This is a genomic window from Sphingobium sp., from assembly GCF_032153725.1.
GTDB lineage: Bacteria > Pseudomonadota > Alphaproteobacteria > Sphingomonadales > Sphingomonadaceae > Sphingobium.
In genome coordinates, this window is record NZ_JALDYQ010000021.1 from 1 (window position 1) to 16814 (window position 16814).

General features: G+C 61.0%; 15 protein-coding genes and 1 tRNA gene. 4 read left to right on the forward strand and 12 right to left on the reverse strand.

Features of this window, described 5'->3' with window-relative positions:
• Positions 1–72 precede the first annotated feature (72 nt).
• The 3 genes from RUH75_RS09025 (at position 73) to RUH75_RS09035 (ending at position 1493) form a co-directional block, all read left to right on the forward strand.
• Positions 73–903, forward strand: a complete 831-nt coding sequence (locus RUH75_RS09025; RefSeq protein WP_313804738.1) for a carbon-nitrogen hydrolase family protein — start codon at positions 73–75, stop codon at positions 901–903.
• Entirely contained in the window at positions 900–1382 is a 483-nt protein-coding gene (locus tag RUH75_RS09030; RefSeq protein WP_313804741.1) for a DUF1178 family protein, read from the forward strand. The genes RUH75_RS09025 and RUH75_RS09030 overlap by 4 nt, the downstream gene beginning before the upstream one ends.
• A gap of 34 nt (positions 1383–1416) precedes the next feature.
• Positions 1417–1493: transfer RNA gene (locus RUH75_RS09035), tRNA-Arg, on the forward strand.
• A gap of 180 nt (positions 1494–1673) precedes the next feature.
• On the opposite strand, the gene trxB is transcribed toward RUH75_RS09035, so the two are convergent.
• From trxB to RUH75_RS09095, 12 genes are all read right to left on the reverse strand, one after another.
• Positions 1674–2615 carry a thioredoxin-disulfide reductase gene (trxB, locus tag RUH75_RS09040; RefSeq protein WP_313804911.1) on the reverse strand — a complete coding sequence of 314 codons (942 nt, stop codon included), beginning with the start codon at positions 2613–2615 and terminating at the stop codon, positions 1674–1676.
• Between the two features lie 26 nt (positions 2616–2641).
• Positions 2642–3277 carry a YceI family protein gene (locus RUH75_RS09045; RefSeq protein ID WP_313804744.1) on the reverse strand — a complete coding sequence of 212 codons (636 nt, stop codon included), beginning with the start codon at positions 3275–3277 and terminating at the stop codon, positions 2642–2644.
• A gap of 38 nt (positions 3278–3315) precedes the next feature.
• Positions 3316–3807, reverse strand: coding sequence for a nuclear transport factor 2 family protein (locus tag RUH75_RS09050; protein ID WP_313804747.1), 492 nt, complete (start codon positions 3805–3807; stop codon positions 3316–3318).
• 199 nt (positions 3808–4006) lie between these two features.
• Entirely contained in the window at positions 4007–4621 is a 615-nt protein-coding gene (locus RUH75_RS09055) for a thioredoxin family protein (RefSeq protein WP_313804750.1), read from the reverse strand.
• A gap of 32 nt (positions 4622–4653) precedes the next feature.
• Positions 4654–6816, reverse strand: a complete 2163-nt coding sequence (locus RUH75_RS09060) for a protein-disulfide reductase DsbD family protein (RefSeq protein ID WP_313804753.1) — start codon at positions 6814–6816, stop codon at positions 4654–4656.
• Positions 6813–7259: a nuclear transport factor 2 family protein gene (locus RUH75_RS09065; protein WP_313804756.1), complete on the reverse strand. Its 447-nt coding sequence runs from the start codon at positions 7257–7259 to the stop codon at positions 6813–6815. The genes RUH75_RS09060 and RUH75_RS09065 overlap by 4 nt, the downstream gene beginning before the upstream one ends.
• Before the next feature lie 13 nt (positions 7260–7272).
• Positions 7273–10521, reverse strand: coding sequence for a TonB-dependent receptor (locus RUH75_RS09070; RefSeq protein ID WP_313804759.1), 3249 nt, complete (start codon positions 10519–10521; stop codon positions 7273–7275).
• 167 nt (positions 10522–10688) lie between these two features.
• Positions 10689–11687 carry a FecR family protein gene (locus RUH75_RS09075; RefSeq protein WP_313804762.1) on the reverse strand — a complete coding sequence of 333 codons (999 nt, stop codon included), beginning with the start codon at positions 11685–11687 and terminating at the stop codon, positions 10689–10691.
• Complete coding sequence (locus RUH75_RS09080; protein ID WP_313804765.1) at positions 11684–12223, reverse strand: sigma-70 family RNA polymerase sigma factor; 540 nt, start codon at positions 12221–12223, stop codon at positions 11684–11686. Before RUH75_RS09080 ends, RUH75_RS09075 begins: the two co-directional genes overlap by 4 nt.
• Positions 12224–12461: 238 nt before the next feature.
• A complete protein-coding gene (locus RUH75_RS09085; RefSeq protein WP_409592344.1) occupies positions 12462–13313 on the reverse strand; it encodes a sigma-70 family RNA polymerase sigma factor in 852 nt (283 codons plus the stop codon).
• Positions 13313–13765 carry a carboxymuconolactone decarboxylase family protein gene (locus RUH75_RS09090; RefSeq protein ID WP_313804771.1) on the reverse strand — a complete coding sequence of 151 codons (453 nt, stop codon included), beginning with the start codon at positions 13763–13765 and terminating at the stop codon, positions 13313–13315. The genes RUH75_RS09085 and RUH75_RS09090 overlap by 1 nt, the downstream gene beginning before the upstream one ends.
• 99 nt (positions 13766–13864) lie before the next feature.
• Positions 13865–14827: a helix-turn-helix domain-containing protein gene (locus RUH75_RS09095; RefSeq protein WP_313804774.1), complete on the reverse strand. Its 963-nt coding sequence runs from the start codon at positions 14825–14827 to the stop codon at positions 13865–13867.
• A gap of 442 nt (positions 14828–15269) precedes the next feature.
• Between RUH75_RS09095 and RUH75_RS09100 the strand changes: the two genes are divergently transcribed.
• The gene (locus RUH75_RS09100) at positions 15270–16787 is read left to right on the forward strand and encodes an aldehyde dehydrogenase family protein (RefSeq protein ID WP_313804777.1); all 1518 of its coding nucleotides are present in this window, start codon (positions 15270–15272) and stop codon (positions 16785–16787) included.
• The last annotated feature ends 27 nt before the right edge of the window (positions 16788–16814 follow it).

Below are 16814 nucleotides of genomic sequence, written 5' to 3' on the forward strand. Positions count from 1 at the left end.
GGCGGCAGCGACGATATGGCGGCGTTGAATCGGGGCGGGCAGCTCGACGCCCTGCTGGGGGTATAGACCGGAATGCGCGCCGCGATCTTCCAGATGACCAGCGGGATCGATCCCACCGCCAATGCCGCCGCGATCGCGGACATGGCCGCGCGGGCCAGGGGGGAGGGGGCGGATATGCTCTTCACCCCGGAAATGGCGGGCTATCTGGACCGCGACCGGCAGCGCGCGGCTGCGACGCTGCGATCCGAAGCGGACGATCCGGTGCTGACGGCCGTGCGGGAGGCTGCGGCGAAGCACGGATTGTGGGTGCATCTCGGTTCCCTTCCGCTCAAGGATGAGCGTGCCGATGGGCGCTGGGCCAATCGCAGCTTCATGATCGACGCCAGCGGCGAAATCCGCGCCCGTTATGACAAGATCCATCTGTTCGACGTCGATCTGGCGACGGGGGAGAGTTGGCGCGAATCGTCGGTCTACGGGCCGGGCGAGCAGGTCGTCGCGGTCGATACGCCCTGGGCGCGCATGGGATTGTCGATCTGTTACGACATGCGCTTTCCCGATCTTTACCGGGCGCTCACCAATGCGGGCGCGACAGTGCTGCTCATGCCCGCGGCCTTCACCGTGCCGACGGGCAAGGCGCACTGGCATGTCCTGCTGCGCGCACGCGCGATCGAGGCGGGCTGCTTCGTCATTGCCGCCGCGCAGACCGGCCTCCATGCCGACGGCCGCACCACCTATGGGCACAGCCTGATCGCTGACCCATGGGGGGATATATTGCTCGATATGGGCGAAATGACGGGCCTTGCTCTTGCGGACATCGATCTGTCGCGCATAGAGGACGTGCGCGGCCGAGTTCCCGCGCTCGCCAACCGGCGATCATTGCCCATGGATGTGACAGTGTCGTGATCGTTTTCGACCTCAAATGCGAATCCCAAGGTCATGTGTTTGAGGCTTGGTTCGGGTCCAGTGCCGATTATGAAGACCAGAAGGCGCGGGGCCTGTTGTCATGCCCGTTTTGCGGCGACGATCGGATCGGCAAGGCGCTGATGGCGCCCGCCGTCGCGCCCAAGGGCAACAGCCGTCGGGACGTGCCGGTGGCCGCCGCTTCCTCCGACAGCGCATCGATCGCCATGGGCGCGGGCGAGGAAGCGAAGATGCGCGAACTGGTGGAAGCGCTGGCAGAAGCCCAGCAAAAGGCGCTGGAGGATTCCACTTGGGTCGGACGCGGTTTTGCCGAACAGGCCCGCGCCATGCATTATGGCGAGCAGGATCGCTCCAGCATTCATGGCGAGGTCGCGCTGGACGAAGCGCGCGCGCTGATCGCGGAAGGGGTAGAGGTCGCGCCGCTGCCATTTCCGGTGATTCCGCCTGAAGCGAAGAATTGACCCCGCCGCTTCGACCGCATAGAGCCATCACCGGGCGCCCATAGCTCAGCAGGATAGAGCGTCGGATTCCTAATCCGAAGGCCACAGGTTCGAATCCTGTTGGGCGCACCACGCATTCTCAAATCGCGATGTCCCGCGATTTTCGGGAGAAGGTTAGAACCCGAGCACCTTGCGCTAGCCCTTCCAGTCGAGCGGGATGCTCGACTGTTTGAGAAGGACTTTGTCAATGTAAGACGGCAGATCGCATAATGGACTGGATGCGAGAAAACCGGTTCGACTAATATAAATCTCTCAGGCTGCCATAATGCGTTCCATATCAATGTCTTGCAGGAAGCGTTCGGCATCGAGCGCCGCCATACAGCCCATTCCGGCGGCCGTTACGGCTTGTCTGTATATTTTGTCCGCCACATCACCGGCGGCAAAAACGCCCGGCACGGAGGTCAGGGCAGTTCCCGGCTTGACCATCAGATAGCCGTCGGTATCAAGCGCCAGCTTGCCTGCGAACAGCGATGTCGCTGGTGTATGTCCTATCGCAACAAAGGCGCCATCCGCCGCTAAATGACTGCGGCCTCCATCCACCGTGTCGATCAGATCGACGCCGACCAGTCCGGCCTGCCCTTCTCCAGCCACGAAACCGGCAACAGCCTTGTTCCATAGAATCCGGATGTGCGGGTGAGCAAACAGCCGTTCCTGCAACAACTTTTCCGCCCGCAAGCTGTCACGGCGATGGATCAGGGTGACATCCTGACTGTGATTGGTCAGATACAATGCCTCCTCCACCGCAGTGTTGCCCCCGCCGATCACCACCACCTTGCGGCCGCGATAGAAAAAGCCGTCGCATGTGGCACAGGCAGATACGCCCCGGCCGCCCAGTGCCTCTTCACCCGGAACGCCGAGCCATCTGGCCTGCGCGCCGGTGGCGATGACCAGGACATCGCAGACATAGAGCGTTCCGCTGTCGCCAGTCAGACGAAATGGATGCTGCGTCAGGTCGACATCCACAATCGTATCCCACAATATGCTGGCGCCGACATGCTCCGCCTGCAACTGCATCTGCTCCATCAGCCATGGCCCCTGCACAGCGTCACGAAAGCCCGGATAATTTTCGACGTCGGACGTGATGGTAAGCTGGCCGCCAGGTTGCATCCCCTGGATCACGACCGGCGCCATGCCAGCCCGCGCCGCGTAGATCGCCGCGCTCAGGCCGGCCGGGCCGGAACCCAGTATGACCATGCGCGCGCTGCGGGTCGAACCGGGACTCACTGGCTGCTCCCCATCTTGGCGGGCACCTGCGAAAATTCGGCCTCAATGGTAATGGTGACGTCGTCCCCCAGCAGATTGGCATATTTGGTCATGCCATATTCCGACTTGCGCACGATGGCTGTCGCCGAAAATCCGGCATGCGGAACAGGAGCGCCCAGCGCAAAACCGCTGCCGTTGAAAACGACTGCCAGCGTCACGGGGCGCGTAATGCCCCTTATCGTCAGGTCGCCGGTCATCGTTCCCTTGTGCCCGTCGCCCGGATCGATGCTTTTGGACACGAAATTGATGCCCTTACCATGTTCGGCGTCGAACCATGGTTCCTTGATCAGTTCCCGGTCCAGCGCAGGCTGTCCGGTATTGATCGACCTGGGATCGATGCTGACCGCGACCGCCGATGCCGACGGCTTTTTGGGATCATAATCGAAATGCGCGTCGATCCGGTCGAAGCGTAACGTGAACAGCGAAAATCCCATGTGGCTCAACCGGGCGGTGACGCTGGCATGCCCCGGATCGATCCGCCACTGGCCGGCGGGCATATCCATGGGACGGGTCGAAACGATGCCAGGCGCGGCTATAACGGGAGCGGCCATCGCCAAGGGGAGCGCGGCAAGGGCAAAGAAGCGCGATTTCATGCAAGGCAATCCTTGATTGGACGGGTGTAGCAGCAGAATCAGGAAATGTCGGTGGCCCGGGTCGGGTGCCAGATCTTCAGCTTCCAGCCCTTGTTTTCATGGACATAAACCGAGGTGAAATATTGGACGCCGTGATTCAGGCGGCCCTTCACCTCCACATCGAAGCGGAATATGCCGGTCAGCACCGCCAGATTGCCAAAGACCTTCGCATGCAGATCGTCCAGGCTGTAGGAATGATATGTCACGCCTTCGGTGGCGATATGATCAAGATATTCAGCGCGGTTACGCTTGATGCCCGATGCATCCACATAGACGAGGCCTTGGGCGCTCATCGCCGCAAGCGCCTTCAGATCGACATGGACCACGGCTTCGCGCCGGGCCTTTTCAAAGGCGATGATCTGATCCGGCTTCGATGATGACGCAGATGCCATGGCGGGAGTGGAATGGGCAAAGGTGGAAAGGGCCGAAACAGCCAGAAGCGACAGGACGAACCTGGTCGATGGAAAGCGGGCCAGGAAAGGCTGAAGCATGCGGATTATCCTTTCAGCTGAGCGCGAGCGCCCGCATTGCAGCCCCGTCCTGCCGACGGCGCTGCAACTGGCGTCGAGCGTTAGAGCATCGTGCGCAAAAGTGGGAACCGGTTTTGCGCTTGAAACGATGCGACAACAAAGAATTAGAGCGCGCACCCTGCGTCCGATCTAACGCAGCGCGCTCTAAAACCTTGGATTGCTACAGCGCGTACTTCACCGAGCAGCCATAAGGCATGGAGGTCTTGACAGTGACAGGCTTGCCCGCCAGCGCTTCGTTCAGGGCGGCGGCCACGAAATTCTTCGCTTTCGGCAAATCTTCGGGCTTGTTCGACGGGATGCTGTCGATCCCGCCCATGTACAGGATCCTGCCTGCGGGCGAGATGATGAACATATGCGGCGTCGTGCGGGCGCCATAAAGATGGCCCACTTGTCCGGTCGGATCGAGCAGCACGTCAGTCGGCGCGCCCTTTTGCTCGATGGATGTCGCCAGGGCCTGTTCCGGCGTTGAATAACCTTCCCTCCCTGCAGCGGCCGAGTTGATCGAAAGCCATACCACGCCGCGCTTCGTATAGGTGCGTTGCAGACGCTGCATATTGCCGCTGCCATAATGTTTGCGGACGAACGGGCATTTGGGGTTGGTCCATTCGAGGACGACATATTTGCCCTTGTACCGGCTGAGTGTCGCGGGTTTGCCGTGCATGTCAGTCAGTTTGAAATCCGGCGCCTGACCACCCAGGGTCACTTCGGCCTGCGCCGCGACGGGCATCGATGCCATCATGATCGATAGCGCGCCGGTGAGGATGTTCCTGAACATGGGTATATGTCCTTTACTAATGAAAATTGCGATTATTGGGGCTTTGGGAGCTGACCGATGGCATCGATCAACTCTGCTTTGCCGACCAGATCACGTGTCAGCAGCGGCTGCCCGTCTCCGGCCCCGTACAGGACATGGAACGGAACGCCACTCTTGCCGAAACCGGCCAGCGCTCGCGTGATAACGGGGTCGCGGCGGGTCCAGTCCGCCTTGATCAGCGCGACATTCTTGCCTGCAAAGGCCTTTTGGACTTCATCGGTATTCAGCACCATGCGTTCGTTGACGATGCAGGTGGCGCACCACGCGGCGCCGAAATCGACGAACACCGGGCGGCCCTGCGCGCGCAGTGCTGCAACCCGCTCCGGCGTATAGCTTTCCCAGACTGGCTGACCTTGCGAGCCGGTCGCCGCGACTGCGGTTTGATCCGGCACCATCGAGGACCCGCTCCAGCCGAAGAAAAGAGCCGCTGCGGAAATCGCCAGCGCGGCCACCGCCGCCCGCTTCCGGACCTTCGGCTCCCGGTAAAGAGCACCCCAGCGACCCCAGAGCCAAAGCGCGACGGACAGGCCGAGAAGCGCCAGCAGGGCGTTGAGCATGCCGTCCATGCCGGTCTGCAAGCCAAACACCCAGAGCAGCCAGATAATGGTGCCAATCAACGGGAACGCCATGGCCTGTTTCAGGCTGTCCATCCAGACGCCGGGACGCGGCAGGAATTTCAGCCACTGGGGACGAAGCGACAGGATCAGATATGGAGCGGCCATGCCCAGCGCCAGGGCCGTGAACACCGCCAGCGCGATCGGCGCCGGCTGGGTCAGGGCAAAGGCGAGCGCCGTCCCCATGAAGGGCGCGGTGCAGGGCGTCGCCAGCAGCGTGGCGAGAACCCCGCTGAGGAAGGAGCCGCCATGGCCGTTCCCGGTCCGCACCTTGCCCGCCGCCCCGACAACGCCAGCCCCGATCTCGAACACGCCAAGCAGGCTGAAGGCCAGCATGAAAAGCAACATGCACAGCAGGATCACGAACAAGGGCGATTGCAACTGATATCCCCAGGCAAGCTGGCTGCCCCCCGCCCGCAGGACAAGCAACGATCCGGCCAGTATCCAGAAGGACGTCAGAACGCCCAGCGTATAGATCCAGCCATGCAGCGCGATCTTCCCCCGATCCTCGCCCGCATTCTGGACGAACCCCAGTATCTTGATCGAAAGGACCGGAAAGACACAAGGCATCAGGTTCAGGATCATGCCACCCAGAAACGCCGTGAACGCCATGCCGGCCAGCGCCAGAAGGCCGATCGATGCCGACGCTTCGGACGGGACGGCTTTGCCCGATCCAGCTGGTTCAAGCGGCGCATCAACTGCCAGCGCCGTGATGCCGTCACCCCAACCGTCAGCCGCTTTCGACATCCATACGCCGCGCAGCATTTTCGTGGAACCGTCACTATATTGCGAGCGCTTGAGCGTGACCGAGAAGGAGCCATCCGCCGCAGTTACGGGCTGCGCCGCCGAAGGCTCGACCGTGCCGCTGTCCGCAGCGAAGAAATAAAGGCTGTCAGGTATCTTGCCACCGTCGCCGTTGGGCCTGGCGATCAGGCGATAGCCTGTCGTGCCATTCGGCTCCGCATGCAATATCCAGCGCACGCTTTGACGCGGCATCCGTTCCTGCGCCTGCTGAAACAACGCCGCATTTGCCGGTTCGATCGCCGCCATGCCGGACGAAACCGGTAGCGTGAGATCAAGGTCGGCGCCGCCGGGAATACATTCTTCCGCACTGCACACCAACCAGTCCACGCGCGCGTGAAACGACGCTGACGATGCCTTGGTCTTGCCCGGATCAATCCGGCTGGCCAGCAGGACGTCGCCTTCATAACCATAGTTGACGATCGACGCGAGCGACAGGCGCTGTGGTGCGGGCCAATCGATCGGCCCCGCCTTGTATCCGTCAGGCAGTTTCCATGCGATTGTCGTCGCGATGCCTGAATCGCCGGGGTTGCGCCAATAGGTATGCCAACCGGGGTTCATCTTCAGATGAACCCCCAGCAGCAAAGGCTGCCCTGGTATCACGGACTTGTCCCGCGCTATCAGTTCGGCAACCACATTGCCGTCTCGCACAGGCGTGGCCTCCGCGATGCCGGACAGCGCCCCGGTCGCGCCGATCAGCGACGCGATGCAAAGGAGGATGTTTCGCAGAGGCTTGATCATGGTGCTTTCGTTGCCTCCCAGGCGGAGAGTTGCCACTGGCCTGCCGTGCGGACGTAAACGGCAGTGAACAGGGTTTGCCCGCTATGGGGCGGATTGACGCGGGCGTCGGTCGTGTAATGGAACATGCCGTGGGTGACCGCGGCATCGCCATGAATTTCGACCTGCTCGTCATCAATGCTATATTGGCCGAACGTCACGCCACCGGCGGCCACATAGGCCAGATATTGCGACTGGTTCTGACGAATCCCGCTGGCGTGAACATAAGTCAGGTCCGCCGTGGTCATCTTTTCCAGCGCAACATTGTCATGACGGACCGTCGCATCAAGCCGCGCCCTTTCCAATGCCAGAACGGCGTTTTTGGTCCGGCCATCGGCCTCCTTCGCATGCGTGGGACCCGCCTGCATGAGCAGGGCGAGACAAGCCGTGGTGAATGCGATGCGCATTGCTGCCTCTCTTCTAGAATGTCTTGGTGATATCGAGGGTCCAGGTGCGGCCGGGCAGCAGATTGCCGTAAACCGCAGTTGTGTAACCTTGCGGCGTGCCGTCCACCGGGGGCTTGCGATCGGTCAGATTGACGACGCCCAGTCGAATGCCAAGCCCCGCCAGGCCCCCGCTATCCTTGTCGAAACTATAGCCGATCGAGGCGTTGAATGTCGTCGTCGCGGGAATGACATAGCGATAAAAGGTCGTGCCCTGATTGACGACTTTCGCGATGTAGGAAGGCCGCCCCAGCGACTGGTAGAGAGCTTCCGACTGCGCCAGCAAGGCGGGCGTTGAATTGGGCAGCGTGATGCTGCTGTTCTGGAAGGACCCGACATAATAGGCGCTCGTGCTGACCGACCACCCCGCATTTTCCCAACTCAGGCTCAGATTGCCACGCCATTTGGCCGCGCCGTCGCGGCCGAGTTTGTTGTCGACCAGCGCGCCTGCCTTGGGCGTCAGGTCATAGCGTCGCAGATTGGCTGCATCCGCCTGCAACGTGAAGCGGCCAAAGGACCATTGGGGCGTGCGATAGCTGAGGCTGAGGTCCACGCCTGAAATAACGGAATGGGCCGAGTTGAAGGGTGGCGTGCGGACGCCGTAAACGCTGTTGTCGGCATTGCGGATCACCCGCGGATCACCTGCATAAGCAGAGGTGCCGCTGCCGAAGGACTGCTGGCTGAAAGGAACGCCCGGGTGGGCCGCGATGATCGGGTTGAGCAGTGCCGCGTCCGCAAGCAATATGTCGGACACCGCGACCGTCGTGATCAGGTTGCGTTGGCGAATTTGCCAATGGTCCGCGCTGAAGGACAATCCCGGAATGAAGGGAATATCAAGCACGAAGCCCAAGGATCTGCCCGTCGATTCCTCTGGCTTCAAATTGGCGTTGCCGGCGAAAATCGTCCATCGCGGACCGCTGATATTGGTGAGCGGGTCGAGGAACACCGACAGGCTTTTGCGCTCTCCGCCATTCAGCATCGGCAGATTGGGGGCACGGAACCCTTCATTGTAGGAGCCGCGGAACAGCAACCATGATGTTGGTCGCCAGGTCGCGCCAACCTTGGGCTTCAGGACCGATCCGAAATCGCTATAATGTTCGAACCGCGCCGATCCGGTAAATTCGAGCGAGCGAACGAGCGGCACGTCATTGTCCGGTGACACAAGCGGCACCACCATTTCGCCGTACAGGCTGGAAACCTTGCGGCTGGCCGACCAATTCGCTGCCGGGCCAAACAGGATGAAGTCGTTGTCGTCCGTCGCCAGGCCTGATCCAGCGGGATTAAGACCAGCATAGGGTGGCAGCGAGAAGCTGAACGTCTCGCGCCGATGCTCGCCACCGAACGCGACCGAAATCGCGCCGGCCCATATTTCGGCGACCTTGCCGCTCATCTTGAAATCGACGCTGGCGAGCGACGTACGGCCATCACGGCGGAAATCATCCAGGATGGACGCATAGGCGCTCTGGGGATTGCTGTAGGGCTGATCCACGACGACCGCCCCATTCACGGTCTTGAAGGTGTAGCCGAAGGGGTTGAAGGTGCCGGCTTGCACGGCCTTGTTCAACAGGCTTTCCCGCACCGCATTGTGGCCGATGTCGGTCACCTTGCCGACATTGTAATAGGCGGCGGTTTCCCAGTTCCAGCTGGATCCGATCGTGCCGCGCAGACCGCCCAATATGCGATAGACGGTATCCTTGATCTCATCCCGTTCATTGGGAAGGTCGGTGAATACCCGCGTCAGCAACGTGACCGGCTGCCCGAACGGATTGAACGGGCTGCTTGCCGGAACGATGATTTTCTGATCCGCGAAGCTGCCGCCATTATAGCTTATCGGTTGACGCACCAGCGTCGACTTCGCCTGATAGAATGACAATTCGGTGAAGGCCGTCAGGCGGGAATTGATGTCGAACCGGGCCGAATTGAAGATGTTGATCCGGCTGCTGCTGGGCACGATCGCCTGATAGGCATTATTGTTGAAATAATAGCCGGGCGATGTGGCGCTGCGTACCGGCGTGGTCGTGCTGATCGCCAGGCTGCCGTCGGCCTGGGGCACCACGAAATTCGTCGTGCTGCTCGACCCGACCCGATAGCTGGGATAGGCGCCTGCAGCCTGCAGGCGGTAAAAGGGATTGGCCGACAGCGGAATCAGCGTACTTGCTGTATTCCAGGGCGCAGGCGCCTGTTGAACGAATGTGCCGTCGGCGGTGTAGGGGCGGTCTTTCAGGAAAATGGCGTCGCGATGATAATAATCGACGGTCGTGACCATATGGCCCCGACCGCTGGCGAAATCGAAACCCGTCCGGATTGACCCCTGATATTCCTTGCCATCGCCATATTCGTTGGCGGTCGCGCGAGCGGTCATGGTGGTGCCGGTGAATTTCTGATCGACAATATAGTTCACGACACCGGCAACGGCGTCGCTGCCATAGATTGACGATGCGCCATCGCGCAGCAGTTCCAGATGATCGATGCCATGGGTCGGCAGTTGATTGACATTGACCGAAGCGTGGGGAAGCCCGCCTTCGTCTGTCGAACTGATCGCATGCGGAACCAGCCGCCGACCGTTCAGCAGGACCAGCGTATTGCCGCTGCCCACGCCACGCAGGTTGATGGCGGCGAAATCGCCGCGCGCGGAAAAGGAGCCGTTCGCCGATTCGTTAAGCGACGCGCCCGTCACTTGCGGCAGGCTGGTCAGCAGGCCGACCGGCGTGCTGGCGTTGCGCGCTTCCATCGCACTCTGATCGATGACGCTCACGGGCAGTGCCGCACGATCCAGGCGTTTGATGTTGGTGCCTGTGACGATGATCTCCTGTATCGGCTCCTCGACCTCCCTGGGAACGTCCGCCACCCGGGGGGCGGGAGCAGCATCGTTCATCGCGATCTGTTGCCTGCCCGGTTCCGCAACAGTTTTGCCGACGGACGCGGCACGGTGAAGGGTCATGGTGCGCCCGTCGTCGCGCACGATTTCCAATCCCGTATTTGCGATCAGTTTTTTCAGCCCCTCATGTACGTCATAGCTGCCACGGACGGCATTGATGTGGATATTGGCTGCATCCTTGGCGGATATCAGTATCTGGATGCCCGCCTGCCGCGCAAAGTGGGGCAGGCCCGTCCGCGCCGATTGGGCCGGAACGTCGAATGTTCTGATCTGTGCGGTAGCCATGACCGGCTGTGCATAGATGGCCGTTGCCGCGAGCAGGCCGGCCTTGAAACAATGTCCGTGCATTTACCTCTCCTCTCTCGCCGTGCGCGCCTTGATGACGTGTCGTGACGAGGTCATTGGGTAAGATGTACCGCAGGAGAAAATCCGCCGCTCCGGATCGGCATATTATTGTTATGAGGCATAACATATTGGAATAAGGCAAAACTTAAATATGGATGCCTTGCAAGGACTTATCTGCTTAGATGGATCGCGCCGTTCTGCCGGACGACATGCGCGTTCAGCATCGCACCCGCCGCTTCGGCGAAGCCTTGCGGATCGGTCACCGAAAACCAGCCGACAACCTGCTCTCTTGAAAGTTGTTCGTCATTGATCACGACCTGCATATGATTATAGCGGTTGAAACGCGCTGCGGCCTCTCCCAGCGTTTCACCGTCCAGGCCAATGCTGCCCTCGCGCCAGGCCAGGCGACGGCGAATGGCGTCTTCCGTCAACACGGCAAGACGCAGCTGGCCATGCCGATCGATCGTAGCGCTCTCGCCCCGATGCAAACGGAGAGGCTTGGGCATGGTCGTGAACGACAATTCAACCACGCCCTCCGTTACGATCAATTGCATGTCATCGCCGCGGCTTACGGAAAAAGCCGTTCCCACCGCCCGGACCCGCATATCGCCTGACTGAACAATGAAAGGTCTTGCCTTATCCTTGGCAACCTCGAACCATCCCTCTCCATGCAGCAGGTTCACCTGTCGCTCATCTGACAACATCGCGACATCCACCCGGCTGGCGCGGTCGAGCAGGATATGCGATCCATCCGACAGGGAAAACTGCTTGATCTGCCCGGACGCTGTCACAAAGCTCTGAGGCTTTGGCTTGTTCATTGAGGGGATGGCCAGTGCCAACGCCAGGGAGGCAGCAAGGGCGCCTCCCCCAGCGATCAGGCCGCGACGTGAGACATAAGCGGCGATGCCATCGGCAGGAGGCCGACTGACGGCCAAACGCGTGATATTGGACTGTGGATCATCCTCGTCCAGCCGGGAATTGCTCGCCACCACATCAAGCATCCGCCACATCGCCTGCGCGCGAACATAGGCACCCCGACGACGGGGGTCCGCGTCAAGCCAGACCTGCAGGTCGCCCCGATCAGCGATACTGACATTGCCCGACGCCATCCGCGCGACCCAGGCCGACGCCGCTTTCTCGATTGCATTACCGCTTTCAGGCGCCATCATCCGATCTCCACTTCGTCGCCCGCTTCATCGGATTTGGCCATGACAAGCAGCAGCAGTCGAAGGCCACGCGCGACCTCCTTTTCCACGATATTCTCGGTAATGCCGAGCCGCTCCGCTGTTTGCCGTTGGGATAATTGTTCAACCTTTCTCATCACGAACACATCACGACACCGAGGAGGCAGCGCTTCTATCATCTCCTGCACCAGTTGCAGTTGTTGACGGCTGCTGACCACATGTTCCACGGATGGCTTATCATCTAAGATGCACAACGTCTCAATTTCCGCCATCGCTTCAATTTTTACGATGCGGTCACGACGCATGCGCTCCAAAATGATGTTCCTGGCTGTCGCGAAGAAATAATTGCGGCCACTCATGATATGAGAGCAGTCCACAATGCTCGCAATACGGCAATAGGCTTCCTGGATTATGTCGTCTTCATAACCATGTGCTGGCTGGATGCGACGCAACCAACGACGAACAGCCGGTTCGTGAGGCAGAATATGCACACTGATCCAAGTAATGACCGTATCAGCCATGAATCCCCCAGGCCTGAACCACTTGAAGGCTCCAGCATGGTTGGCCTAGCACCTTCGTAATATCGAGGAAACAGCCTGAAGCAATTTGGCCGCTCACTCGTAATCTGGCGGCTCACTCATATGGCATGGATTGTGCTAGCCCCTTCAGAGGCCGTTTGGAAATGTCCCTGTCGGCGCATGGCGGCACCGGCCCTTTCCCCCACTCGGCCGGGTCAGATCACCGGCTGCGGCCACCCCCTTAATGCATCGCTTCTTCCAGATGTCGCAGCTTGTCCGGGTTGCGCATCACATAAATGGCGCGGATCCGTCCGTCTTCGATGAGCAGCGCCGTCGTCTGCAACACGCCGTCCGCCTCCCGCGTGACGAAGCCCGGTAAACCATTGACGAAGGCATAGCGCACCAGTTCCGCGGTTCCATGACGCAGCCGCCAAAGCGCCGCGAACGCGCGCCTCACCTCGTCGGCGCCCACCAATATGCGCGCCACGGCGGGGCGTTTGCCGCCGCCATCGGAATGAAAACGCACATCTTGAGACAGCAGAGCGCCGAGATGCCGGATATCATCGCCCTGCGATGCCTGGAGGAAAGCCGCGGCAATGGCCATGCCGTGATCCCGGTCTACGGCATAGCGCGGCCGTTCCATCCGCACATTGACGCGCGCCCGGGATGCAAGCTGGCGGCAGGCTGCGGGGTCGCGGCCAATGGATGCCGCGACATCCTCGAAGCTCTCCCCGAACACATCGTGGAGCAGGAAGGCAGCGCGCTCCAGCGGCGAGAGCCGTTCGAGCGCCAGCATCAGCGGCAGGGTGACATCCTCCACCGGTTCCTCCTCCACGATCGGTTCGGGCAGCCAGGGGCCGGCATAGGTTTCGCGCCGCGCGCGCGCCGACTTCAACTGATCGAGGCACAGGCGCATGACGACGCGGCGCAGAAAGGCGGCAGGCACGCGCACCGCCGACCGGTCCGTCTCCGCCCAGCGGATGAACGCTTCCTGCACCATATCCTCCGCGTCGCTCATCGAGCCGAGCATGCGATAGGCGACGCGCAGGAGCATCGGGCGATGGGCATCGAAACCGGTGGCGGCGCTCTCCATCATTTCCAGCCCAGTTCGGGCGCGTAGAGGTTGAAGCCCACCGCCAGCCGGTTCCAGCCGTTGATGACGTTGATCGCCATGCTGAGTTTTACCTGTTCCTCCTTGTCGAACTGGGCGTCCAGCGCCGCATAGACAGCATCGGGCGCGCGGCGGGTCGCCACCTCCGTCAGATGCTCGGTCCAGGCGAGCGCTGCCCGTTCGCGTTCGCTATAGCACGGCGCTTCCTGCCATGCGGCCAGAAGATGCAGCCGTTGCTCCGTCTCGCCCATGCGACGCGCATCGGCGGTATGCATGTTGAGGCAATTGGCACAGCCGTTGATCTGAGAGGCACGAATCTTGACGAGTTCAAGGAGGTTTTTCTCCAGTCCGCATTCACCGACCTGCATCGAGAAGGCGTACCAGGCTTTGAAGATATCGGGGGCGAGGCTGTAGATGTCGGCGCGGGGTGTCATGGTGGATATCCTTCCATCTTGGGTGATGCGCCCTTGACGAGATGGAATGCGCGTTTGTGACATGGGAGAGAATTTTTTTGGACGGAAACCGGGACGCATCTAGTCGCAGGACGTGGGGCCGGAAGCTTCAAGGCGGAAAATCCTCGGGCTTCGGCCTTCAAGGCGGCTGAAGCAGCGCGTGAAATAGGATGCGTCAAGATATCCGCACAGCCACGCAATCTCGGAGATTTTCAGCGGCGCATAAGCCTTGTCAGCGAGCAGCTTGCGAGCCTGCTCCATCCGCAGTCGCGATATTTCCGCGCCGAAGGTCGTTCCAGCCGCGGCCAATATCTGGTGCAAGGATCGTTTGGAGATGCCCACATGCCGCGCGATGCTGGCAGGCGTGATCTCCGGATCGGCATGATGTTCGCGCAGAACTTCCAATATATGCTGTCCCAGCCTGCCCCGATGCGTGCCCGCACGTTGGGCGCGATCATCGAAAAGCAGGGCGATGAAGCTGCCCGTCTGATCCGCGATGAGGTTGTGGCGTGCCAGGCTCGCCATGTCATTCGTGTCGGCGATGGAGGAGAGCATCATGCCGAACGGCGCTGCCCAGATTTTCGTCCTGTCGGCTTTTTTCATCAGGCACGCGAAGGGGTCGGGCAGTTGGCGTTTCAGCCAGGCTTCCGAAAGATCGATTGAAACGCAGCGAACACCTTCGGCGGTTTCCAGCTGGAAGCCCTGAAAATTATCGATGAGCACAAAGTCGCCCGGATCGGCCGTGACCAACTGGTTGCCCTGTTCGAAATTCAACCTGCCATTTCTGATATGATGAAGCGAAAACCGCCGGTTGTCCGACAGGGGAGCGCGCGCGCTTTTCTGCGCTACCCGGCACGCGTTTATTTCAACAGCGGTCAGGCGCAGGCCGCCGAGGGTTCGCGTGGCGATGCTGCCAGCAAAGCCGTCCCGTTCCTTTGCATCAAACATCGCGTCCGCGACATGGGCGCGAACGGAATCGTTCCAGTCCCTCAGCGATCCTTGCGGTCCGCATCGGACGGACCAGTCATGAACCTCGACCGCCATGGGGCTCCTCCGGGATTTTTCTTTGCCGCGACACTAATGGCTATGAGGGGCGCAAACAAGCCGCCCCCGCACATCGGGAAGCAATCGCGGGCACCTCCTCCGCATGCGCTCGTGGCTTGCGTCGTCGGCATTTGGTCTATCGCGAACGAGCTTGCGCCCCAGTGCTGGAATTTGTGCGCCCATTTCCTGAACTATTTGAAAAACAGGCAGTAAGCTGCACGGAAGCGGTTGCGAAATGGGGCCTGCGGTTTCGGCTTGCATCGCTTCGAATCGGTGTTTATCTTACGAAGAAGATTATAAAAGGAGAGGAAGGGGATGTCCCAACGCTCACGCAGCGTAACCTTTCGTGCGGCCTCGGCGCCTCGGACGCCTGGCGTGCTGGCCGGATGTCTCGCCTGCGCGCCCCTGTCGCTTTCTATCACCTGCATCGCGGGGTGTTTCGGTGCCTGATGGCCTGACGCTGGAGCGATCGGAAGCGCTCGCGCGGGAATGTGCGCAGTTCCGGACCTTTGGGCATTTCATCAATAATGAGTGGGTCGGCGGGCATGGAGGGGCGACGATCGAGCTGTCGAATCCGGCAACCGGAGAGCTGCTCGGGGCGATACAGGCGGGAGATGAAGTCGACATCGACCGCGCGGTCCGGGCTGCCCATGCCGCTTTCCCCGCCTGGGCTCGCAGCGAGCCACTGGAGCGGCAACGGATTCTACTTGAGATCGCGGCCAGGCTCCGGCGCCGTCAGGCCGAATTCGCGATGTTCGAGACGCTCAATAATGGCAAGCCCATCACCGATGCGCTGAACGATGTCTCCCACTGTATCACCCAGTTCGAATATTATGCGGGCGCGCCAGCCTTCCTGAGCGGCGAGTTGCTCGACTTCCCAGATTGCTCGGCTCTCGTTCATCGGGAGCCGGTCGGGGTCGTGGCCCAGATCATACCGTGGAATGTTCCTCTGGTCATGACGGCCATGAAGCTGGCGCCCGCTCTCGCCGCGGGCTGTACGATCGTGCTGAAGCCCGCCGAGACGGTCTGTCTCGCCGTGTTGGAATTCATTGCCGAGGTTGCGGACCTGCTGCCGCGCGGCGTCGTCAATGTGGTTACCGGCTATGGCGCCGCGATCGGGGAGGCTCTGGTCGCTCACCCGCTGGTGCGCAAAGTGGCGTTTACCGGCTCGCGCGCGACAGCGCAGAAGATCATCCAATATGCGAGCGTCAACCTCATACCCCAGACGATGGAATTGGGCGGTAAGTCCGCCAACATCGTGTGCGAGGATGCGGATCTGGACGCCGCGGCGGAATCGATCGTTCTCACGACCATATTCAATAAGGGCGAGGTTTGCCTCGCTGGGTCACGCGTCTTTGCCCATCGTAGGATTCATGATGCGCTGATCGCGCGGATCGGGGAGCGGATCGCCAAGGTCCGGCAGGGCAATCCGATTGATCCCGCGACACAGCTTGGCGCTCAGGCATCGGTCGCGCAGTTCGACAGGATATTATCCTATATCGATCTGGGCCGGGCCGAAGGCGCCGCCGTGGTTCATGGCGGCGGGCGGGCATCGGTGCCGGGCCTGGACAAGGGGCTTTTCATCCAACCGACGATTTTCACCGGGGTTCGCAACGATATGCGCATTGCCCAGGAGGAGATTTTCGGACCGGTCACGGGGATCATCGCCTGGGACGGGGAGGAGGAACTGATCCGTCAGGTGAATGACAGCGTCTATGGTCTGGCTGGCGGGCTTTGGACCCGGAACCTCGCGCGCGCGCACCGGCTGTCCCGGGCGATGGATACCGGGACGGTGTGGGTCAATCGCTATTATAATGTTCGGCCCGGCATGCCGTTGGGCGGCACCAGGCAGAGCGGCTTTGGACGGGAAAGCGCCTTCGCGCCCCTCGAACATTACACCCACAGCAAATGCGTCGTCGTCAATCTGGCGGAGGGCGAGATCGGCATTTTCAACCATTGACTGGCCGGGCCGGCACAGTCGTCGGCA